This window comes from Pseudonocardia sp., from assembly GCF_050246655.1.
Lineage (GTDB): Bacteria > Actinomycetota > Actinomycetes > Mycobacteriales > Pseudonocardiaceae > Pseudonocardia.
In genome coordinates, this window is the sequence record NZ_JBFWVQ010000046.1 from 16,524 (window position 1) to 36,366 (window position 19,843).

Annotated in this window: 20 protein-coding genes; 15 read left to right on the forward strand and 5 right to left on the reverse strand. The window is 73.3% G+C overall.

Features of this window, described 5'->3' with window-relative positions; translation table 11 throughout:
- Nucleotides 1–71: 71 nt before the first annotated feature.
- The 6 genes from AB7J25_RS16300 (at nt 72) to AB7J25_RS16325 (ending at nt 4,539) form a co-directional block, all read left to right on the forward strand.
- The gene (locus AB7J25_RS16300; RefSeq protein WP_428509848.1) at nt 72–1,166 is read left to right on the forward strand and encodes an ABC transporter substrate-binding protein; all 1,095 of its coding nucleotides are present in this window, start codon (nt 72–74) and stop codon (nt 1,164–1,166) included.
- On the forward strand, nt 1,163–1,957 hold the full coding sequence (locus tag AB7J25_RS16305; RefSeq protein ID WP_428509849.1) for an ABC transporter ATP-binding protein: 795 nt from the start codon (nt 1,163–1,165) through the stop codon (nt 1,955–1,957). The genes AB7J25_RS16300 and AB7J25_RS16305 overlap by 4 nt, the downstream gene beginning before the upstream one ends.
- The gene (locus AB7J25_RS16310) at nt 1,944–2,825 is read left to right on the forward strand and encodes an ABC transporter permease (protein ID WP_428509851.1); all 882 of its coding nucleotides are present in this window, start codon (nt 1,944–1,946) and stop codon (nt 2,823–2,825) included. The genes AB7J25_RS16305 and AB7J25_RS16310 overlap by 14 nt, the downstream gene beginning before the upstream one ends.
- Before the next feature lie 105 nt (nt 2,826–2,930).
- Nucleotides 2,931–3,170 carry a hypothetical protein gene (locus tag AB7J25_RS16315; protein WP_428509853.1) on the forward strand — a complete coding sequence of 80 codons (240 nt, stop codon included), beginning with the start codon at nt 2,931–2,933 and terminating at the stop codon, nt 3,168–3,170.
- Nucleotides 3,167–3,427, forward strand: a complete 261-nt coding sequence (locus tag AB7J25_RS16320) for a hypothetical protein (RefSeq protein ID WP_428509855.1) — start codon at nt 3,167–3,169, stop codon at nt 3,425–3,427. The genes AB7J25_RS16315 and AB7J25_RS16320 overlap by 4 nt, the downstream gene beginning before the upstream one ends.
- Nucleotides 3,424–4,539, forward strand: a complete 1,116-nt coding sequence (locus AB7J25_RS16325; RefSeq protein ID WP_428509857.1) for a YeiH family protein — start codon at nt 3,424–3,426, stop codon at nt 4,537–4,539. Before AB7J25_RS16320 ends, AB7J25_RS16325 begins: the two co-directional genes overlap by 4 nt.
- Nucleotides 4,540–4,618: 79 nt before the next feature.
- Here AB7J25_RS16325 and AB7J25_RS16330 read toward each other — a convergent pair whose 3' ends face one another.
- Nucleotides 4,619–6,505, reverse strand: coding sequence for an FAD/NAD(P)-binding protein (locus AB7J25_RS16330; protein ID WP_428509859.1), 1,887 nt, complete (start codon nt 6,503–6,505; stop codon nt 4,619–4,621).
- Between the two features lie 582 nt (nt 6,506–7,087).
- Here AB7J25_RS16330 and AB7J25_RS16335 point away from each other — a divergent pair.
- Complete coding sequence (locus AB7J25_RS16335) at nt 7,088–7,483, forward strand: ATP-binding cassette domain-containing protein (protein WP_428509861.1); 396 nt, start codon at nt 7,088–7,090, stop codon at nt 7,481–7,483.
- A gap of 23 nt (nt 7,484–7,506) precedes the next feature.
- Nucleotides 7,507–8,274, forward strand: coding sequence for an enoyl-CoA hydratase-related protein (locus AB7J25_RS16340; RefSeq protein ID WP_428509863.1), 768 nt, complete (start codon nt 7,507–7,509; stop codon nt 8,272–8,274).
- On the opposite strand, the gene AB7J25_RS16345 is transcribed toward AB7J25_RS16340, so the two are convergent.
- Nucleotides 8,275–8,577, reverse strand: a complete 303-nt coding sequence (locus AB7J25_RS16345; RefSeq protein WP_428509865.1) for a DUF1330 domain-containing protein — start codon at nt 8,575–8,577, stop codon at nt 8,275–8,277.
- Nucleotides 8,578–8,624: 47 nt separating this feature from the next.
- On the opposite strand from AB7J25_RS16345, the gene AB7J25_RS16350 reads away from it, so the two are divergent.
- Entirely contained in the window at nt 8,625–9,467 is an 843-nt protein-coding gene (locus AB7J25_RS16350) for an NAD-dependent protein deacetylase (protein WP_428509867.1), read from the forward strand.
- A 121-nt stretch (nt 9,468–9,588) separates the two neighbouring features.
- Here AB7J25_RS16350 and AB7J25_RS16355 read toward each other — a convergent pair whose 3' ends face one another.
- Complete coding sequence (locus AB7J25_RS16355) at nt 9,589–9,765, reverse strand: hypothetical protein (RefSeq protein ID WP_428509869.1); 177 nt, start codon at nt 9,763–9,765, stop codon at nt 9,589–9,591.
- A gap of 68 nt (nt 9,766–9,833) precedes the next feature.
- Here AB7J25_RS16355 and AB7J25_RS16360 point away from each other — a divergent pair, with 68 nt between their 5' ends.
- Both AB7J25_RS16360 and AB7J25_RS16365 read left to right on the forward strand, forming a co-directional pair.
- Complete coding sequence (locus tag AB7J25_RS16360) at nt 9,834–10,805, forward strand: zinc-binding dehydrogenase (RefSeq protein WP_428509871.1); 972 nt, start codon at nt 9,834–9,836, stop codon at nt 10,803–10,805.
- Between the two features lie 258 nt (nt 10,806–11,063).
- Nucleotides 11,064–11,402, forward strand: a complete 339-nt coding sequence (locus tag AB7J25_RS16365; protein ID WP_428509873.1) for a MarR family winged helix-turn-helix transcriptional regulator — start codon at nt 11,064–11,066, stop codon at nt 11,400–11,402.
- A 143-nt stretch (nt 11,403–11,545) separates the two neighbouring features.
- Here the strand turns inward: AB7J25_RS16365 and AB7J25_RS16370 are convergent, their stop codons facing one another.
- Together AB7J25_RS16370 and AB7J25_RS16375 are read right to left on the reverse strand one after the other, a co-directional pair.
- A complete protein-coding gene (locus AB7J25_RS16370) occupies nt 11,546–12,709 on the reverse strand; it encodes a class I SAM-dependent RNA methyltransferase (RefSeq protein ID WP_428509901.1) in 1,164 nt (387 codons plus the stop codon).
- Nucleotides 12,710–12,870: 161 nt separating this feature from the next.
- Nucleotides 12,871–14,937, reverse strand: a complete 2,067-nt coding sequence (locus AB7J25_RS16375) for an APC family permease (protein WP_428509875.1) — start codon at nt 14,935–14,937, stop codon at nt 12,871–12,873.
- 266 nt (nt 14,938–15,203) lie between these two features.
- On the opposite strand from AB7J25_RS16375, the gene kdpF reads away from it, so the two are divergent.
- The 4 genes from kdpF to AB7J25_RS16395 are packed head-to-tail and all read left to right on the forward strand — an operon-like array spanning nt 15,204 to nt 19,720.
- Nucleotides 15,204–15,293: a K(+)-transporting ATPase subunit F gene (gene kdpF, locus AB7J25_RS16380; protein WP_428509877.1), complete on the forward strand. Its 90-nt coding sequence runs from the start codon at nt 15,204–15,206 to the stop codon at nt 15,291–15,293.
- 7 nt (nt 15,294–15,300) lie between these two features.
- Nucleotides 15,301–16,965: a potassium-transporting ATPase subunit KdpA gene (gene kdpA / locus AB7J25_RS16385; protein ID WP_428509879.1), complete on the forward strand. Its 1,665-nt coding sequence runs from the start codon at nt 15,301–15,303 to the stop codon at nt 16,963–16,965.
- Nucleotides 16,962–19,100, forward strand: a complete 2,139-nt coding sequence (gene kdpB, locus AB7J25_RS16390) for a potassium-transporting ATPase subunit KdpB (RefSeq protein ID WP_428509881.1) — start codon at nt 16,962–16,964, stop codon at nt 19,098–19,100. The genes kdpA and kdpB overlap by 4 nt, the downstream gene beginning before the upstream one ends.
- Nucleotides 19,101–19,102: 2 nt before the next feature.
- Nucleotides 19,103–19,720 carry a potassium-transporting ATPase subunit C gene (locus AB7J25_RS16395; RefSeq protein WP_428509883.1) on the forward strand — a complete coding sequence of 206 codons (618 nt, stop codon included), beginning with the start codon at nt 19,103–19,105 and terminating at the stop codon, nt 19,718–19,720.
- The last annotated feature ends 123 nt before the right edge of the window (nt 19,721–19,843 follow it).

A 19,843-nucleotide genomic window follows, 5' to 3' on the forward strand; every position in this document is an offset into this window, starting at 1 on the left:
CGTCCTGAACGGGCCGGTGGCCTGCTGCGCCCCCGTCAGCGCGCACCCCGCCACGCCCGGAAGGACCACCCATGCGCACCCCGACCCGTCGGCTCGCCGCAGCCGCACTCGCCCTCGTCGCCACCCTCGCGCTCGGCGCCTGCTCGCGCGCCGACGAGGGCTCCTCCTCGGCCCCCGCCGGCGACGCGGGTGCCACCGCCCCCGAGCTGCGGCTGGGCTACTTCCCCAACGTCACCCACGCGCCGGCGATCGTCGCCGTCGAGGACGGGCTCTACACGAAGGAGCTCGGCGCCACCACGCTCACCACGCAGAACTTCAACGCGGGCGGCGAGGCGGTCAACGCGCTGCTCGGCGGATCGCTGGACGCCACCTTCATCGGCTCCGGCCCGGCGATCAACGCGTTCGCGAAGTCCAACGGCGAGGCGGTCCGGCTGATCGCGGGCGCGGTCGGCGAGGGCGCGCAGCTCGTCGTGAAGCCCGAGATCACGTCACCGGAACAGCTCAAGGGCCGCACGATCGCGACGCCGCAGAAGGGCAACACCCAGGACATCGCGCTGAAGAAGTGGCTGCCCGAGAACGGGCTCGCGGCCGGTGAGGGCCCGGACGCCGTCACGATCGCGAACCTGGACAACCCGCGGACCTTCGACGCGTTCCGGTCCGGCGACGTGGACGGCGGCTGGCTGCCCGAGCCGTGGAGCTCGCGCCTGGTGCTGGACGCGGGCGCCACGGTGCTCGTCGACGAGAAGACCCTGTGGCCGGACGGGAAGTTCCCCACCACCGTGGTGATCGTCCGCACCGAGTTCCTCAAGCAGTACCCCGGCACCGTCACTGCCCTGCTCCGCGCACACCTCGCCGCGATCGACGAGATCAACTCCGACCCGGCGCGGGCGAAGACGCTGGTCAACCAGGGCCTGAAGAAGCTCACGGGCAACGAGCTGCCCGGACCGGTCATCGACCGCGCGTTCAGCAACATCAGCATCGGCCCGGACCCGATCGCCTCCACGTTCCCGCAGCTCGCGCAGGACTCCGTCACCGCGGGCATCACCAAGGAGCCGACGAACCTCGCCGGGTTCGCCGATCTCACCCTGCTCAACGCCGAACTCGCCGCAGCAGGCAAGCCGCCCGTGGACGCCGCAGGTCTCGACAAGCCCGGAGGCACCGGATGACCCTCGCCCTCGACCGCCCGACCCGGGACACCTCGTCGCTGGTCGCGCATCTGCGCGGCGTCGACAAGGTGTTCGGTCGCGGCCAGGACGCCGTCACCGCGCTCACCGGCATCGACCTCGAGGTCGGCCAGGGCGAGTTCGTGGTCCTGCTCGGCGCGTCCGGCTGCGGCAAGACCACGCTGCTCAACCTCGTCGCCGGGCTGGACCGGCCGACCACGGGCGAGGTCGACGTCGCCGTCCGGCGCCCGGCCGTGATGTTCCAGGAGCCCGCGCTGCTGCCCTGGCTCACCGCGGGCCGCAACGTCGAGCTGCCGCTGCGGCTCACCGGTGTCTCGCGGGCTCGGCGGCGCCACCGCGCCGGGGAGCTGCTGGAGCTGGTACGCCTCGGGGGACAGTCGGGCAAGCGGCCCCACGAGCTGTCCGGCGGCATGCGTCAGCGCGTGGCGCTCGCCCGCGCGCTGGCCGCGGCGCAGCCCGAGGAGGGCTCCCAGGGCGGCCTGCTGCTCATGGACGAGCCGTTCGCCGCGCTGGACGCGATCAACCGCGACCACCTGCAGGGCGAGCTCACCCGCGTGTGGGCGACCACCGGTACCGCCGTCCTGTTCGTCACGCACGACGTGCGCGAGGCGGTCCGGCTCGGGCAGCGCGTGGTGCTCCTGTCGTCACGGCCCGGCACCGTGGTGCGGGAGTGGAACATCCGCCCCGACGCGGACCAGGCGGACCGTGAGCTCCTCACCGCCGAGATCACCTCGGACCTGCGCCAGGTCATCGCCGGCCATGCCCGCACCTGACGTCGTCGAGTCCGACCGCGAGCGCGATCTCGCGTCCGGGCTCGACGCCCTCGACACCCCTACGGTCAGCCACGAGCCGTGGTGGCACCGCATCGTGCACAACGTGGTGCCACCGCTGCTCGCGCTGGCGGCGTTCCTCGTCATCTGGCAGCTGCTGTGGGCGGCGGCGATCTGGCCGGAGTACCAGCTGCCCGCGCCGGCGGACGTCTGGGACCAGTTCCAGGAGACCGTCGCCGAGGGCAGGCTGTTCGACATCGTCTGGACGTCGGTCAGCCGCGCGCTCATCGGCTTTGCCGCCGCCGTAGTGATCGCCACCCCGCTGGGTCTGCTCGTGGCGAACGTCCCGTTCGTGCGTGCCGCGATCGGGCCGCTGCTGCAGGGCCTGCAGAGCCTGCCGTCGGTGGCGTGGGTGCCCGCGGCCGTGCTCTGGTTCGGCCTCACCGACGCCACGATCTACTTCGTCGTGCTCGCGGGCTCCATCCCGTCCATCGCGAACGGCCTGGTGGCCGGCATCGACCAGATCCCGCCCATCCTGCCCCGTGTCGGCCGGGTCATGGGCGCCTCGCGGATCGCGGCCGCCCGGCTCATCGCGCTGCCCGCCGCGCTGCCCGGCTACGTCGCGGGCTGCAAGCAGGGCTGGGCGTTCTCGTGGCGTTCGCTCATGGCGGCGGAGATCATCGCGACGTCGCCGCAGCTCGGGTTCGGCCTGGGCGCCTACCTCAAGCAGGGCAGCGACTTCAACAACATCTCCGAGGTGTTCGCCGCGATCATCCTGATCCTCATCGTCGGCATCGGGATCGAGCTGCTCGTGTTCCGGCCGATCGAGCGCCGGGTGCTGCGCGCCCGGGGACTGGCCCTGACGTCGTGATCCCCCTGCTCACCCGGCGGCTCACCGTCGACCACCTCCGGACCTCCAGTGCGCTGTGTCGCGGGACCCGCCGTCCCCCGTCACCTCGAACCCTGGAGCCCAACCATGTCCGTACGTTCCTGGGAGGTGGCCCGTGAGCGGGTCGCCGCCCGCCTGCTCGACTCCCTCGACGACCTGGTGCGCCGCCACCGGTCGCTGACCCCACCCGAACCCCACGGTGCGCTGCACGCCGAGCTGATCACCGCCGAGGTGGCGCACGAGCTCGCCGTCGCCCGCGACGCGCTGCGCCGCCACCCGCGCATCCCCGACCCGTCGCTGCGCGGGATCGACGGGGAAGCCCGGTGAGCGCCCCCGAGACCCGCCCAGGGGGTGACGGTGCGCCCACGGACGCCGCCGACGCACCCGCGGACGGCGGCTCGGACGACAGCTCAGAAGACAGCTCGGAGGACAGCTCCGAAGAGAGCTCCGACGGCACCCGTGACGGCACCGTGGCGGCACAGCGGCGGCTCGCGCTGAACGAGGACTGGCTCGCCACGATCGTCGGCCTCGTCCTGCTCGCGCTCGTCCTGCTCGGCGCGCTCCCGGGGTGGGTGGTCCCGTGAGCCTGGACAGCACGCAGACCTCCACCCGCGACTCCCGCCGCGACGGTCTCGCCTGGGCGCTCGGCGGCGTGGCCGTCGTCGTCGCGCTCGCAGCGGTCACCCGGTTCCTGGAGGGCTGGGTGCCCGCCGCGACGAAGGGCACCGGTTTCGGCAGCATCGCCAAGGCGATCGAGTACCCCGTGTACGCGATCATCCTCGGGTTGCTCGGCAACGTCGTGCTCACCCAGCTCGGGCTGCGGGACCGGCTCGCCGGCGGCTTCCGCACCGAGTTCTTCATCAAGACCGGGCTGGTGCTGCTCGGTGCGTCGATCAACTTCGCGGTGATCGTCAGCGCCGCCGGGCCGGCGATCCTGCAGGCGCTGCTGCTGATCAGCGTCGTCTTCGGGTTCACCTGGTGGCTCGGCGGCGTGCTCGGCGTGGACGCGAAGCTGCGGGCGCTGCTGTCCTCGGCCGTCTCGATCTGCGGGGTGAGCGCGGCCATCGCGGCCGCGGGCGCCGTGCAGGCGAAGAAGGAGCAGCTGGCCTACACGGCGAGCCTCGTCATCGTCTTCGCGCTGCCGTCGATCTTCATCCTGCCCGCGCTGGTGGACCTCCTCGGTCTCTCCCAGCCCGTCGGCGGGGCGTGGATCGGCGGCAACATCGACACCACCGCCGCCGTGAGCGCCGCCGGGGCGATCGCGGGCGAGGAGGCGCTGCAGATCGCCACGATCGTCAAGACCACCCAGAACGCGCTGCTCGGCGTCGTCGCGGTGGCCCTGACGGCGTACTTCGCCCTCAAGATCGAGAAGGTCGCGGACGCGCGGCCGCGCCTCGGCGAGTTCTGGGAGCGGTTCCCGAAGTTCGTGCTCGGGTTCCTCGCCGCCTCCGTGATCGCCACGCTCTACATCGGCGCGGTCGGAGCGGACGCGTCGAAGTCCGCGATCGCCACCGTGAACGACCTGCGGACGCTCTTCCTCATCCTCGCGTTCGTCTCGATCGGGCTGGAGTTCCGCGTCGCGCCGCTGCGCGAGGCGGGCTGGCGGCCCGTCGCGGTGTTCGGGGCGGCCACCGGCGTGAACCTGGTGGTCGGGCTCGGGCTCGCGGTGCTGCTGTTCAGCGGGTTCGGGAGCTGAGGGCCGATACCGACGGCACCCTCGTACGCACCGTGCGTACGAGGGTGCCGCTCAGCGCGGGCCGGCGAGCCGGTACGGATCAGGCGGCCAGGCGGGCCCCGGCGCCCCCGACGGCCCGCAGCACCGCACGGGCGACGGCATCGTTGTAGCGCAGGCTCTGCGCGTTCATCCCGGGCCGCGTGAACGCCCCCGCCACCTTCACCGTGGTGTGCGGCCCGACCGCGAACCGGCGCTGATGCGCCCGCCCCGCGGCGTCGACCAGCGCCCCGTCCGCCGCCCGTACCCGGACGAGGCCGGTGTTGCGCAGCACCTCGCCGTCCTCGTACAGGACCTCCTCGACGGCCTCGCCGCGGGCGACGAGCGCGGCGAGCAGCGGGTCCAGCGAGCGGGACGCGCTGGCGTCGGGCAACCGGGCGTCGACGAGCACGCGCGCCGTCACCGGCTCGGCGCCCGCGAGCGACGCGGACGTCGCCCGGAACCCGTCGTCACCGACGTCGACCTGCATCCCGGCGCCGAGGAACGTCACGTACCCGGCGTGCGCCAGCGCCAGCAGCTCCCGCACCCGGAACCCGGGTGGGCCCGAGGCGACGCCGTTGAAGAACCCCTGCCACCACGCCACGTCGAACGCCTGCGAACGCGCGGTGAGCGCACCCGAGGTGGCCAGTCGCGTGGTCTCGCCGTACACGGACAGCATCGCGACGAACGCGCCGAGGTGCGGGGTGTGCGCGGGATCGACGTGCTGGCGCAGGTCCTCGGCGATGCGCCCCCGCACGAGCGGCTGCAAGTCGCGCAGCGTGCGGGCGTGGACGCCGTCGAGTGGGCGGTCCAGGGCGGCGAGATCGATGCGGTCGACCGGGTCGGGGACGGCCTCGGCCAGCAGCGCGAACATCTCCGGGGAGTCCCACGCCGCCGCGGCGAAGCGGGCCGCGAAGTCCGCCCACGGCAGACGAACGCGGCCGGGATGGCCGACGACGAGCTCGTGGTACCAGCCCCAGGCGATCTCCTTGGCCATCAGCGGCCAGGCGTCGCGGCGCAGGTCGATCCCGCCCCGCGCGATCAGCGGGTCCACGGCCTGCTGTCCGAAGAAGCGGGGCAGCGGCGGGCGACCCGCGCGCAGGTCGTAGTGGGTCTTGGAGTGGTAGGGCATCCCGCGGGGCGAGCCCACGACCAGGCGCGGCTCCGCGCCGGACGCGACGTAGCGCAGCCCGTCCCCGTCCGGCACGTAGCGCCCGCCGCGACCCTCGAACAGCAGCACCAGCAGGTCGATGAACGCCAGGCCCATCCCCCGCACCAGCACCCGCTCCCCCGGCGCGAGCCCGGAGAGGTCGGAGTCCGTGGTCTGCTCTGGCGGCAGGTAGCGCAGGCCCCGCCGGACCGCCGTGGCGGCCAGCGCGCGCTCGTCCGGGGTGGGAGCGGCGTCGAGGTGCCCCGACGCGAGCACGACGGCGTCCGCGCGCAGCACCACCCCGCCGTCGAGGGTGACGACCTGGCGTCCGCCCTCCTCGCCGAGCCCCAGCGCCCGGCACCGGTGCACGTGCACGCGCAGGCCCGGCGGCGCGTCGCCGATCACCCGGCGCAGCACCCACGACAGGTAGGCGCACTGGAGGCGCCTGGACGGGAACGTCGACGGCGTGACGGCGTCGCGCTCCTGCTCCAGCTCGGGGTCGAGCTCGGGATCGAGCCGGTCCCGCGCCCACTCCCAGAACGACGGTCCCGGCCGGATCGGCCCCTCGCAGACGACGGTGTCGTCGGTGAACATCGTGACGTCCGCGGCCATCGAGTTCATCGCCAGCAGCGGCGACTGCTCCCGCCGCCAGATCCGTCCCGCACCCGCGGGATAAGGGTCCACCAGGTGGACGTCGAGCCGCTCGGGTCCGAGCTCCGGCAGGCTCGCCGCCATCCGCTCCAGGATCCCCGCGCCGCGGGGGCCGGCCCCGACGATCACGATCGTCGATGCACCGGTCACCGCAACCATTCTACGAGGGCGGACACTGGATCTCGCGTGGTTGTGGGAAGCCTCCCAGCTTTGCGTCATCCACTCGCCCGACGGGCGTCCGGAGAGGACGATCACACGGTCGCGCCGATCCGCCGAGGGGGCCCGTTGGGTCGCGAGTCCGCACCGCCAAGCACCACCGCCACCACGGCCACGTTCCCGGCCCGTCGTCCGCACCGGCGCTCGTCGGCGCCGACGACCTGCACACGCCGTCCTGGGCAGAGGGCTTCGTCACGTCGCCGTCGAACACCGCAAGAACCGCGTCGTGCTGGCGGGGCGCGCCGTCGGCGGCGTCGCGACCGGGCTGGTGTACGTGCTTCTCGGGGCTCTCGTGGTGACGGGCTCGCTGCCGCTCGCCCTCGCCGGGGCAGCCGTCCTCGCGATGCGCACCACCGCGACGGCGCTGCGCACCACGGTCTACGCCACGAACCAGCTCTTCGAGCAGGGTTTCTACCTGGAGCTCTACCTTCGCTGCGTCGCGGACTGCGCCACCCGCCGCCGCAGCCCGCCACCGCCGAGGCGCCGCGCTCGCCCGCGACGATCACGCTGCGGGACGTGCGCTTCCGCTGCCCCGGCCAGGTCGAGGCCGCCCTCGACGGTGTCGACCTCACGCTGCGCCGCGGCGAGATCGTCGCCCTCGTCGGGGAGAACGGCTCGGGCAAGCCGACGTCCGGCGAGCTGCTCGCCGACGCCGCCGCGCGCTCCGTGGCAGCGGAGGTGGCGGCCGATCTCCCGGCCGGCTGGGAGACCCTGCTGTCGCGGCACTTCCAGAACGGCCGCGACCTCTCCGGCGGTCAGTGGCAGCGCGTCGGCGTCGCCCGCGGGCTTTACCGCGACGCCCCGTCGTCGTCGCGGACGAGCACGCACGACGAGCTGATGGCCCGGCCGGGGCTCTACGCGGAGCTGTTCGGTCTGCAGGCCCGGGCCTACGTGGGGGTGCCGATGGGCTGATCACGCGCGATACGGTCCGGCACATGAGCACCGAGCTGGTCCGTCTCGACATCACCGACGGGGTCGCGACGGTCACCCTGGACTCCCCCGCGAACCGCAATGCGCTCTCCCGGCAGTTACGCGGCGAGCTGCTCGCCCACCTCGACGCCGTGCTCGCCGACGACGCCGTCCGGGTCGTGGTGCTGACCCACACCGGCACGGTGTTCTGCGCGGGCATGGACCTCAAGGAGTCCCGTGGGGCGGCCGCGCAGGACCAGGGCGTCAACGAGGTGCCCCGGATCCTGCAGACCCTCCTGACCTCGTCGAAGCCGGTGATCGCGCGGCTGTCGGGCCCTGCCCGGGCGGGCGGGGTGGGGATCGTCGCGGCCTGCGACATCGCGGTGGCCGCGGAGAACGCCACGTTCGCGTTCAGCGAGGTGCGGATCGGCGTGGTGCCGGCGGTGATCTCGGTGACGGTGCTGCCGCGGCTCCTGCCCCGGGCCGCGCAGGAGCTGTACCTCACCGGCGAGACGTTCGACGCCCGTCGTGCCGCTGAGATCGGCCTGATCAACGCCGCCGTCCCCGCGGAGGGGCTGGACGCCGAGGTGGCCCGCTACGTCGGGATGCTGCGCCTCGGCGCGCCGGGCGCGCTCGCCGCGACGAAGCAGCTGCTCCAGGCCCCGCCGGAGGGCACGCTCGAGGAGCGCTTCGCCCGGATGCTGGATCTCTCGGCGCAGTTCTTCGCCGGCGCGGAGGGACAGGAGGGGATGCGGGCGTTCGCGGAGAAGCGCCCGCCGTCCTGGGTGGGGTAGCTACGCGCCGCGAACGATCCGCAGCTCGCGGGTCGCGCTGTCGCCGAGCGCCTTCAACGCGTGCTGGTAGCCCTCGGAGTGGTAGCACGCCACCGCCGCGTCGACGCTGTCGAACTCGATGAGCGTCGTGCGGTCCGCGTCCCCCGCGCCCTCCAGCACCGCGGCGGCGGGTCCGCGGGCGAGGAACCGGCCGCCGCTCTCGGCGATCGCGGGAGTCGCGAGCCGCGCGTACTCGGCGAGCTTGTCCGCGTCGCCGATGCTCGTGAACACGTTGATCCAGTACGCCTTCGGTCCGTCGGCCACGACGCGAGCATTCCACCACTGCCCCCGCGGCGCCGTACGGTGGTCGCGTGGACGTGCTCGCCGCCCCCGACCTGGACCGGGTCCGCCACCTGCTTCGGGGCCGGCCGCTGGTGGCGCTCACCGGGGCAGGGCTCTCCACCGACTCCGGGATCCCGGACTACCGCGGCCCCGGCGCGCCGCGGCACAGCCCGATGACCTTCCAGGAGTTCGTCTCCGGGGAGGATCCGCGGCGGCGGTACTGGGCACGCAGCCACGTCGGCTGGGCGCGCGTCTCGCGCGCGGTCCCGAACGCAGGCCACGCCGCCCTGGCCGCCCTGGAACGCGCGGGCGTGCTCGCCGGCCTGATCACGCAGAACGTGGACGGGCTGCACACGCGGGCGGGCAGCGGCGCGGTCGTCGAGCTGCACGGGCGGATCGCGGATGTCACGTGCCTGGGCTGCCGGGCCGTCACGTCCCGGGCGGAGCTGCAGCGCCGCCTCGATGCGCTGAACCCCGGCTTCGCGGACCTCCACACCGGCACCCCCACCGCCCGGCCGGACGGCGACGCCGACCTCGTCGACGTGGCCGGCTTCCGCGTCGCGCCCTGCGACGCGTGCGGTGGCGTGCTGAAGCCGGACGTCGTGTTCTTCGGCGAGAACGTGCCGCGGGAGCGGGTGGCCCGCTGCTACGACCTCGTCGACACCATCGCTGTGCTGAACGGCGCGCTGCTGGTCGCCGGCTCGTCACTGCACGTGATGTCGGGGCTCCGGTTCGTCCGCCACGCGCACCGGCTCGGGCTGCCGGTCGTGATCGTCAACCGCGGAGCGACGCGGGGCGACACGCTCGCCACCGCGCGGCTGGACGGGGGCTGCTCCGAGACGCTGACGGCCCTGGCAGCCGCCCTGCACTGAAGTGGCTCTCCGGAGCCCGAGCTCCGGCTGCCACGGCCCACCGAGCATGCACCCGGGCAGGCCGGCGGCGGACTGCCTGCCCACTCGACATCGGCGAACCGTGCGGCCCACGGTCGAGCGCTCACCGGCGGCGCGCCCACCGCGCCACGACGACGTCCACCCCGCGGTCCAGCCCCGCCGCGGCCGCCCAGCACAGCGGCAGCAGGACGGCGGCGGCGAGTACGACCTGGAACGGGAACGCGAGCTGCGTGAGCCACAGCTCGACCGCGTCCCACCAGTTCGCGAGATCGCGCAGCACGCGGCCACGATAGCCGGGTCGGTGCCGACCGACCGTCCGGGCGCGGTCGAGGCACTAGGTTCGAGGTCATGTTCGCCGTCTACGCCGCCGCCCCGAACCCCGACTCCCCGCTCGACGGGCTCACCGTCGGCGAGCGACCGGACCCGGTCGCCCCCGACGGCTGGGTGACGGTCGACGTCACTGCGGCGAGCCTGAACATGCACGACATCGCGACGCTGCGCGGGATCGGCATCAAGCCGGACCGCTTCCCGATGATCCTCGGTTGCGACGGCGCGGGACGGCTGGCCGACGGCACGGAGGTGGTCCTGCACTCGATCATCGGTGATCCGGACTGGCGCGGCGACGAGACGATCGACCCGAAGCGCACGCTGCTCACCGAGCTGCACCAGGGGACGTTCGCGGACAAGGTGATCGTCCCGGCGCGCAACGCGATCCCGCGCCCGGAGGGCCTGCCGCTCAACCACGCCGCCGTGCTCGGGACGGCGTGGCTCACCGCCTACCGGATGCTGTTCACGAAGTCCGGGCTGCGGCCGGGCCAGACGATGCTGGTCCAGGGCGCGTCCGGCGGCGTGTCGACGGCGCTCGTGCAGCTCGGCCGCGCGGCCGGGATGCGGGTGTGGGTGACGGGCCGCTCGGAGCAGAAGCGGGCGCTCGCGGAGAAGCTCGGTGCGCACGCGACCTTCGCCTCCGGGGAGCGGCTGCCGGAGCGCGTGGATGCGGTGTTCGAGACCGTGGGCGAGGCCACGTGGTCGCACTCCCTGAAGTCGCTCAAGCCCGGTGGCACCCTGGTCGTGTCGGGTTCGACGAGCGGCCCGAACCCGTCCGCCGAGCTGCAGCGGGTGTTCTTCCTCCAGCTGCAGGTGATCGGCTCGACGATGGGGACCCGCGAGGAGCTGGCCGATCTCATGAAGTTCGTCGCGACGGCGGGGATCAACCCGGAGATCGGCCTGGAGCTGCCCATGGAGCAGGCCGCGGAGGGTTTTCGCGCCATGCTGGCGGGTGATACCGCTGGGAAAATCGTGTTCACTCGATCGGCTTAGTGACATTGTGACGTTCGACTCCAACTTCCGTGTGAAGTCTCTGTGAGATGAGCTACGCCAAGCGAGTGGCGATCGTCACACAGCGCGAGAAATTCTTCCGAGTCGGTACAGTCAGTCAGCGTGTCCGATTCATCGAGTAGATCGGCGCCGGTATACCCCCGCGGACCGGCGCCTCGTGTGACCGGAATGGTCGACCTTCTCGACCGTGTCGACCGCGCCGTAGCGACCGCCATCGTGCCCTCTACGGAGGCCGAAGGAGTGAGCCGCGACGGCTGGCGTGTCCTCCTGCTGCTCGCCCGCGGGGGCGGGCGCAGCATGGGTGAGATCGCGTCGCACACCGCGCTTCCCGCGCCCACGGCCACCCGGGTCGTCGACCGGCTCGTGGCCGCCCGCCTCGCCTACCGGCGCCACGACCCCGTGGACCGCCGCCGGGTCCTCGTCCATCTCGCGAGCGAGGGCCGCACGGTCGTCGAGCGAGTCTGCCTGCGCGTGGAGAGGCGCGTCGGCGTCGCCCTCGGCTCGGCCCATCCCCCGCGCCGCGCGCAGCTCGCCGAGCTGCTCGAATCGCTCGCCACCCCGCCGACCCCCGCCCGGTAGACCCCCGCCGCTCCCGCTCCGCACCCCCTCACCACGCATCCCACGGACCGTCCGGTCCACACTTCCGGCCCTGCGGTCGGAGAGGAAGCGACCCGGGTTCACCCCGCACCCACCATCCGGTCCGACCGATCCCGCGCGTCCGTTCACACCCGTTCCACGAGCGCCACGCACTCCATGTGATGGGTCATCGGGAAGGCGTCGAACGCCCGCAGCCGCGCCAGCGCGTAGCCGTGCCGGGCGAACGCGGCGACGTCCCGGGCCAGCGCCGCGGGATCGCACGCCACGTGCACCACCCGGGCGGGCCGGCGCGCGCAGAGCGCGCCGACGAGCGCCTCGCCCAGGCCGCGCCGCGGGGGGTCCGCGACCACGACGTCCGGCCCGGTCAGCGCGGTGGCCCCGGGCAGCCGCCCGAGCATCCGCTCGACCCGGCCTTCCGTCCACGTCACCTGCGGCAGGTCCGCGAGCGCTGCGGCCCCGTCGAGCACCGCGCGCGTGCCCGCCTCGACGACGTGCACGGCACCGTCGGGCCCCACCTGGCCAGCCAGGACGGCTGCGAAGAGGCCCACCCCGCCGTAGAGGTCCCACGTGGTGCCGCCCGGGGGCGCATCCGCCCACTCGGCGACGACGCCCGCCAGCGTGGCGGCGAGCTCGGGATGGACCTGCCAGAACGTGCCGGGGCTCAGGTGCCACTCCCGCCCGGCGGCGCGCTGCAGCACCGGCCCGCCCGGTCCGCCGGGGACGACGTGCGTGGCGCCGTCCGCGTCGCGGACGACCTCCACCTCGGAGCGCGGCGGCAGGCGCCCCGCGAGCACCGGCGGCAGCAATCCGGGCGGCGCGAGCGGGCAGTCCGCGATCGGCAGCACGTCGTGGCTGCGGTGCGCGCGCAGCCCGCCGCGGCCCTCGCCGTCGACCGCCAGCCGCACCCGGTGCCGCCACCCCAGCGGGCCGCCGGGCAGCTCCTCCACGACGACGTCGCGCTCGATCCCGGCGATCCGCCGCAGCTGCTCGGCGAGGACGGCGGCCTTGAGCGCGCGCTGGGCCGCGTGCGTCGCGTGCTGGAAGTCGCAGCCCCCGCAGCCGCCCGCCCGGGCCCACGCGCACGGCGGCTCCACCCGGTCCGGGGACGGGCTGAGCACGGCGATCGCGTCGGCCCGGCAGAAGCGCCCGCCGAGGTCCTCGGTGACGACGGCGTGGACCCGTTCGCCGGGCAGGGCGTGGCGGACGAACACGACGCGGCCCGCGGGGTCGTCGCCCGCGCGCGCGACGCAGTGCCCGCCGTGGGCGACAGCGCCGACGTGCAGGTCCAGGACGCGGTCGGTCCAGTCACCGGGTGCCGGGTGGCCGTCCGCCCGAGCCTCGCGAACGGCCCGTTCGGGAGCTAGGTCTTCCCGTTCGTGCCGTTCGCGCGGAGGGACGGGGCGGCGGCCCGGGGAGACGGGGCCGCGCGCGGAGGTCGCGCGGCGCGACCTCACCGGCGCACCGGGTCCTTGCGGCGCGGGGTCGCGGCCGGGTCCGGCAGCACGGACCCGTCCTCGCCGGTGAGGGTGGCGCGCCCGCGCAGCGACGCCCCGCGGGTGCGGTCCTCGGCCCGCCGGGCACGGACCTTCGCCCGCTCCGACGACGCGAGCTGCCACGGCACGCTCGTGACCATGACGCCAGGCTGGAACAGCAGGCGGCCCTTGAGCCGCAGGGCGCTCTGGTTGTGCAGGATCTGCTCCCACCAGTGCCCGACGACGTACTCGGGGATGAACACGGTGACGACGTCGCGCGGGTTGTCCGTGCGGATGCGCTTCACGTAGTCCAGCACGGGCCGGGTGATCTCCCGGTACGGCGACTCGATCACCTTGAGCGGCACCGGAAGCTTGCGCTGCGACCACTCCCGCACCAGGCGGCGGGTGTCGGCGTCGTCGACGTTGACGGTGATCGCCTCGAGCACGGCGGGGCGCGTGGCGCGGGCGTAGGACAGGGCCCGCAGCGTGGGCTTGTGCAGCCGCGAGATCAGCACGATCGCGTGGTTGCGCGAGGGCAGCACGGTGTCCGCCTCGCCGGCGACGAGCTCCTCGGAGACCCGGTCGTAGTGCTTGCGGATCGCCGTCATGATCATGTAGAAGCAGCCCATCGCGGCGACGGCGATCCAGGCGCCCGCGACGAACTTGGTGACGAGCACCGTGACCAGCACGACGCCCGTCATCGTCGCGCCGAACGCGCTCACCGCCCGGTAGCGGCGCATCCGCGCCTTCTCCTCGGCCGTCGCGTCGCCCGCGAGCAGCCGGTTCCAGTGCCGCACCATGCCGGTCTGGCTGAGGGTGAACGACACGAACACGCCGACGGTGTAGAGCGCGATGAGCCGGCTCACCTCGGCCTGGAAGCCGATGACGAGCAGGATCGCGAACCCGGCGAGGAACAGGATGCCGTTGGAGAACGCGAGCCGGTCCCCCCGGGTGTGCAACTGGCGGGGCAGGTAGCGGTCCTGGGCGAGGATCGAGCCGAGGACGGGGAAGCCGTTGAACGCGGTGTTCGCGGCGAGCACGAGGATCAGGGCGGTGAACACGACGACGAAGAAGAACCCGACGCGGAAGTCGCCGAACACCGCGTCCGCGAGCTGGGCCACGAGCGTCTGCTGGACGTAGCCCGCGGGGACGCCGACGAACTGCTCTGCAGGGTTCAGCGCCAGCTTCGCCCCGGTGAGCCCGGCGAGCAGGATCAGGCCCATGAACATCGACACGGCGATGAGACCGAGCAGCGCCAGCGTCCGGGCGGCGTTGCGGGACTTCGGCTTGCGGAACGCGGGCACCCCGTTGCTGATCGCCTCCACGCCCGTGAGCGCCGCGCAGCCCTGCGTGAAGGAGCGCAGCAGCAGCAGGGCGAGCGCGAGCCCGGTGAACGCGTCGTGGCGCGCGACCATCTCCAGCTCGGCACTGGCGACCCGGACGTCGTCGCCGAGGATCAGGATGCGGGTGAAGCCCCAGATGAGCATGGCACCGATGCCGACCATGAACGCGTAGGTGGGGATCGCGAACGCGAGCCCCGACTCGCGGATCCCGCGCAGGTTGACGGCCGTGAGCAGCACGATCGCGGCGATCGAGAACCCGACCTTGTGCTCGGCCACGAACGGCACGAGCGCCCCGAGGTTGTCCGCCGCCGCCGAGATCGAGACGGCGACGGTGAGCGTGTAGTCCACGAGCAGCGCGCTGCCCACCGCGAGCCCGGCGCGGCGGCCGAGGTTGACGGTGGCGACCTCGTAGTCGCCGCCGCCCGACGGGTAGGCCTGCACGTTCTGCCGGTAGCTCACCACGACCGTGACCAGCACCAGCGCCACCATCGCGCCGACCCACGGAGCGAACGTGTAGTAGGCGACCCCGGCGGCGGACAGCGTCAGGAAGATCTCCTGGGGCGCGTACGCGACCGAGGACATGGCGTCCGAGGCGAAGACCGGCAGCGCGATCCGCTTCGGCAGGAGTGCGTGGGAGATCCGGTCGCTGCGCTGAGGTCTGCCGACCAGGATCCGCTTCACGACGGTGCCGAGCGTGGACACGTCGCAGAGCGTATTCCTGGTGGACCCGCCACGGCGGGCCCCGGCACCCGGCTCCCACCAGACGGTGAGGCGGGGCACACACCCGTCAAGGATCCGTCAAGACCCCTTCGCTCGCGCCCCGCCGCGACGCACCCTCGGCGGCGGCCACCGACCCGGTGGCGCTCGCTCGGATCCCGGGAGGCACGGGTGGCGGACATCGGTTACGTCCTGCTGGTGGTGGGCGGCTTCCTCGCCCTCCTCGGCGTCCTGCGCGGGCTGGCGCGGCTGTGACCATCGCGAACATCGTGGGCGGCGTGATCGCCGCCGCGCTCATCGTCTACCTGTTCATCGCGCTGATCCGGCCCGAGAAGTTCTGAGGCGACCATGTCCACGATCCTGGCCGGCCTGCTCCAGGTCGGCGTCCTCGTGCTGCTGCTCGGGGCCGTCTACGTGCCGTTCGGCGACTACATGGCCCGCGTCTACAGCGACCGCAGCCACTGGCGCGCCGAGCGGGTCCTCTACCGCGTGTTCCGCGTCGATCCCGACGCCGAGCAGCGCTGGACCGTCTACGCGGCGGGCGTGCTCGCCTTCTCGTTCCTGTCGATCGTGCTGCTCTACCTGCTGCAGCGCCTGCAGTTCCTGCTGCCGTTCTCGCTGGACCGGGGCGCGGTCGACCCGGGAATCGCGTTCAACACGGCGATCTCCTTCGTGACCAACACGAACTGGCAGTCGTACGTGCCGGAGAAGACCATGGGGCACGCAGTCGCCATGGCCGGGCTGACCGTGCAGAACTTCGTCTCGGCCGCCGTCGGCATGGCGGTGGCGGTGGCGCTCGTCCGCGGTTTCGTCCGGACGTCGACGGACCGGATCGGCAACCTCTGGGTGGACCTCACCCGCAGCGTCGTGCGGATCCTGCTGCCGATCTCGTTCGTCGCCGCGATCGTACTGGTCGCCGGCGGGGTCGTGATGAGCCTGCGCGCCGGGGTCGACGTCACGACCGTCGACGGCAACGGCTACACGATCGCCCTGGCGCCCACGGCGTCCCAGGAGGCGATCAAGGAGCTCGGCACCAACGGCGGCGGGATCTACAACGCCAACTCGGCGCACCCGTTCGAGAACCCCACGGCCTGGACGAACCTGCTGGAGATCTTCCTGCTGCTCGTCATCCCGGTGTGCCTCACCCGCACGTTCGGCACGATGGTCGGCAACCCGCGGCAGGGGCACGTGCTCGTCGCCGTCATGGGCGCCATCTGGGCCGGCCTGCTGGCCGTGGCCTGGTGGGCCGAGAGCCATCCCAACGGTCCGGCCGCGATCGCGGCGGGGGCCGCGATGGAGGGCAAGGAGGTCCGGTTCGGCATCCCCGGCTCCACGCTGTTCGCGGTGTCGACCACGGGCACCTCGACCGGTGCGGTGAACTCGATGCACGACAGCTACACCGGCCTCGGGGGCGGCGTCACGCTGCTGAACATCCTGCTCGGCGAGGTCGCGCCCGGCGGGGTCGGCGCGGGCCTCTACGGGATCCTCGTGCTGGCGGTCGTCGCCGTGTTCCTCGCCGGGTTGATGGTCGGGCGCACACCGGAGTACCTGGGCAAGAAGCTCGGCCGGGTGCAGGTCACGGCCGCGGCGATCGCCATCCTCGCGATGCCCACGCTGGTGCTGCTGGGCACCGGTGCGGCGATGGCCCTGCCCGGCGAGCTGGACGCGGCCCTGACCAACGACGGCCCGCACGGGCTCTCGGAGGTCATGTACGCCTTCGCGTCGGCGGCCAACAACAACGGCAGCGCGTTCGGCGGCCTGACCGTCACCAGTCCCTTCTTCCAGTCCGCCCTGGGCCTGGCGATGCTCCTCGGCCGGTTCGTCCCGATCCTCGCGGTGCTGGCGCTGGCGGGCTCCCTGGCCGCACAGAAGCGCGTCGAGCCCGGCGCGGGGACGCTGCCGACCGACGGCGTGCTCTTCGGGGTCCTCGTCGGCGGCACCGTACTCCTGGTCGCCGCCCTCACCTTCTTCCCGGCCCTCGGGCTGGGGCCCATCACGGAGGCACTGGCATGACCGTCACCACCCCCCGCCAGGGGCGCACGCCGGACGAGGCACAGCGCCTGCACGCCGAGCGCACGGGCCGCAGCGTCGCGGCCGGTGCGTTCAGCCCCGGCCAGCTCGTGATGTCGTTCCCCGAGGCGCTGCGCAAGCTCGACCCGCGCACGCAGGCGCGCAACCCCGTCATGTTCGTCGTCTGGGTCGGGTCGGTGCTGGTCACCGTGCTCGCGATCGTCGACCCCAGCGTCTTCGCGGTGTCGATCGCGGTGTGGCTGTGGCTCACGGTGCTCTTCGCGAACCTCGCCGAGGCCGTCGCGGAGGGTCGCGGCAAGGCCCAGGCCGACACGCTGCGCCGCTCCCGCAAGGAGGCGGTCGCCCACCGGCTCGTCGGCGACCGGACCGAGGAGGTCCCCGGCACCGACCTGCGGATCGGCGACCGGGTGGTCGTCGAGGCCGGCGAGGTGATCCCGGGCGACGGCGAGATCGTCGAGGGCATCGCGACGGTGGACGAGTCGGCCATCACCGGCGAGTCGGCGCCGGTGGTGCGCGAGTCCGGCGGCGACCGCTCCGCCGTCACCGGCGGCACCACGGTGCTGTCGGACCGGATCGTCGTCGAGATCACGACGAAACCGGGCGAGTCGTTCGTCGACCGGATGATCGCCCTGGTCGAGGGCGCGGAGCGGCAGAAGACGCCCAACGAGATCGCCCTGACGATCCTGCTCGCGACGCTGACGATCATCTTCCTGCTGGCGGTCGTGGCGCTGCAGCCGATGGCCGCCTACTCCGGGGCCGAGCAGTCCCTGATCGTGCTCACGGCACTGCTGGTGTGCCTCATCCCGACCACGATCGGAGCGCTGCTCTCGGCGATCGGCATCGCCGGCATGGACCGGCTGGTGCAGCGCAACGTGCTCGCGAAGTCCGGCCGCGCCGTCGAGGCCGCGGGCGACGTCGACACGCTGCTGCTCGACAAGACCGGCACGATCACCTTCGGCAACCGCCGCGCCACGGAGCTGCTGCCCGTGGGCGGCGTCGACGCGAGGAGGCTGGCCGAGGCCGCGCGGCTGTCCAGCCTGGCCGACCAGACCCCGGAGGGGCGCAGCATCGTCGAGCTGTGCGCGGCCGAGCACAGCCTGCCCGCCGGCGCCACCGCGGACGAGGCGGTCGCGCAGTTCGTCCCGTTCAGCGCGCAGACCCGGATGTCCGGGCTCGACATCGGCGGACGCGAGATCCGCAAGGGCGCGGCGGGCGCCGTACTCGCCTGGGCCTCCCGTCGAGAACGACCTTCTGCAGATCAACAGGGCGATTCCATCAGCACAACGTCGTTCTCGACGGTGCAGGCGGTGTGCGACGACATCGGCGAGCAGGGCGGCACCCCGCTCGTCGTCGCCGAGCGCCGCGACGGGGAACCCGCGGAGGTGCTCGGCGTCGTGCGCCTGTCCGACGTCGTCAAGCCGCTCATGGCGCAGCGGTTCGCCGAGCTGCGCGCCATGGGCATCCGCACCGTCATGATCACCGGGGACAACCCGAGGACGGCGAAGGCCATCGCCGCCGAGGCGGGCGTCGACGACTTCCTCGCCGAGGCCACCCCCGAGGACAAGATGGTGCTGATACGTCGCGAGCAGGACGGGGGCCGCCTGGTCGCCATGACGGGCGACGGCACCAACGACGCACCCGCGCTCGCCCAGGCCGACGTCGGGGTCACGATGAACACGGGGACGGCCGCGGCCAAGGAGGCCGGCAACATGGTCGACCTCGACTCCGACCCGACGAAGCTCATCGAGATCGTCGAGATCGGCAAGCAGCTGCTCATCACGCGCGGGGCGCTCACCACGTTCTCGGTGGCCAACGACGTCGCCAAGTACTTCGCGATCGTCCCGGCGATGTTCATGCTCGTCTATCCGCAGCTCGGCGCCCTGAACGTCATGGGGCTGGCCACGCCGGAGTCGGCGATCCTCTCCGCGGTCGTCTTCAACGCGCTGGTCATCGTGGCGCTCGTCCCCCTCGCGCTGCGCGGGGTGCGGTACCGGCCCTCCAGCGCGGCCGCCCTGCTGCGGCGCAACCTGCTCGTCTATGGGCTGGGCGGGATCGTGACGCCGTTCGTCGGCATCGCGCTCATCGACCTGCTCGTCCGCCTCGTCCCAGGGATCTGATCATGGTCGAGCTCCTCTCCCGCCAGGCGGGCGTCGCAGCCCGCGTGCTCCTCGTCATGACGCTGCTGCTCGGCGTCGGCTACCCGCTCGCGGTGTGGGCCGTCGCGCACCTCCCGGGGCTGTCCGCCTCCGCGGAGGGCTCGGTCGTGACGGGCCCGGACGGCACGTCCGCCGGATCGTCGCTGATCGGGATCGATCCGGTCGCGCCGGACGGCGCGCCCGACCCGTGGTTCCACACCCGACCGTCGGCCACCGCGAGCGGCGTCCTCGGCCCCGGCGACCCGTCGACGTCCGGCGCGAGCAACAGGAGCGGCTTCAACCCCGACCTGCTCGACGCGGTCGAGCAGCGCCGGGCCGCGATCGCCGCCCGCGAGGGCGTGGATCCCGCCGCCGTCCCCCCGGACGCCGTGACGGCGTCGGCGTCGGGGGTGGATCCCGACATCAGCCCCGCCTACGCGCGGCTGCAGGTCGCCCGGGTGGCCCGGGTGACGGGCCTGTCGCCCGACGAGGTGCGGGCCCTGGTGGCCGCGCACACCGACGGCCGCTCGCTCGGGGTGCTCGGCGAGCCCGGGGTGAACGTCACCGAGCTGAACCTGGCGCTCGCGGCGGCGCTGCGATGACGCCCGGCGGTGAGCGAACGGCACGAACGGGAAGACCTATGTCCCGTCCGTGCCGTTCGCGGGGAGGGACGGGGGCGGCCGCGGCCGTTCGCGGGGGCGGACGGGGAGGGACGGGGCGATGAT

Bases quoted from the DNA above. Each gene is read 5' to 3' on its own strand.
- AB7J25_RS16300 (WP_428509848.1), top strand. From the start codon at position 72: ATGCGCACCCCGACCCGTCGGCTCGCCGCAGCCGCACTCGCCCTCGTC.
- AB7J25_RS16305 (WP_428509849.1), top strand. From the start codon at position 1,163: ATGACCCTCGCCCTCGACCGCCCGACCCGGGACACCTCGTCGCTGGTC.
- AB7J25_RS16310 (WP_428509851.1), top strand. From the start codon at position 1,944: ATGCCCGCACCTGACGTCGTCGAGTCCGACCGCGAGCGCGATCTCGCG.
- AB7J25_RS16315 (WP_428509853.1), top strand. From the start codon at position 2,931: ATGTCCGTACGTTCCTGGGAGGTGGCCCGTGAGCGGGTCGCCGCCCGC.
- AB7J25_RS16340 (WP_428509863.1), top strand. From the start codon at position 7,507: ATGAGCACCGAGCTGGTCCGTCTCGACATCACCGACGGGGTCGCGACG.
- AB7J25_RS16360 (WP_428509871.1), top strand. From the start codon at position 9,834: ATGTTCGCCGTCTACGCCGCCGCCCCGAACCCCGACTCCCCGCTCGAC.
- kdpA (WP_428509879.1), top strand. From the start codon at position 15,301: ATGTCCACGATCCTGGCCGGCCTGCTCCAGGTCGGCGTCCTCGTGCTG.
- kdpB (WP_428509881.1), top strand. From the start codon at position 16,962: ATGACCGTCACCACCCCCCGCCAGGGGCGCACGCCGGACGAGGCACAG.
- AB7J25_RS16395 (WP_428509883.1), top strand. From the start codon at position 19,103: ATGGTCGAGCTCCTCTCCCGCCAGGCGGGCGTCGCAGCCCGCGTGCTC.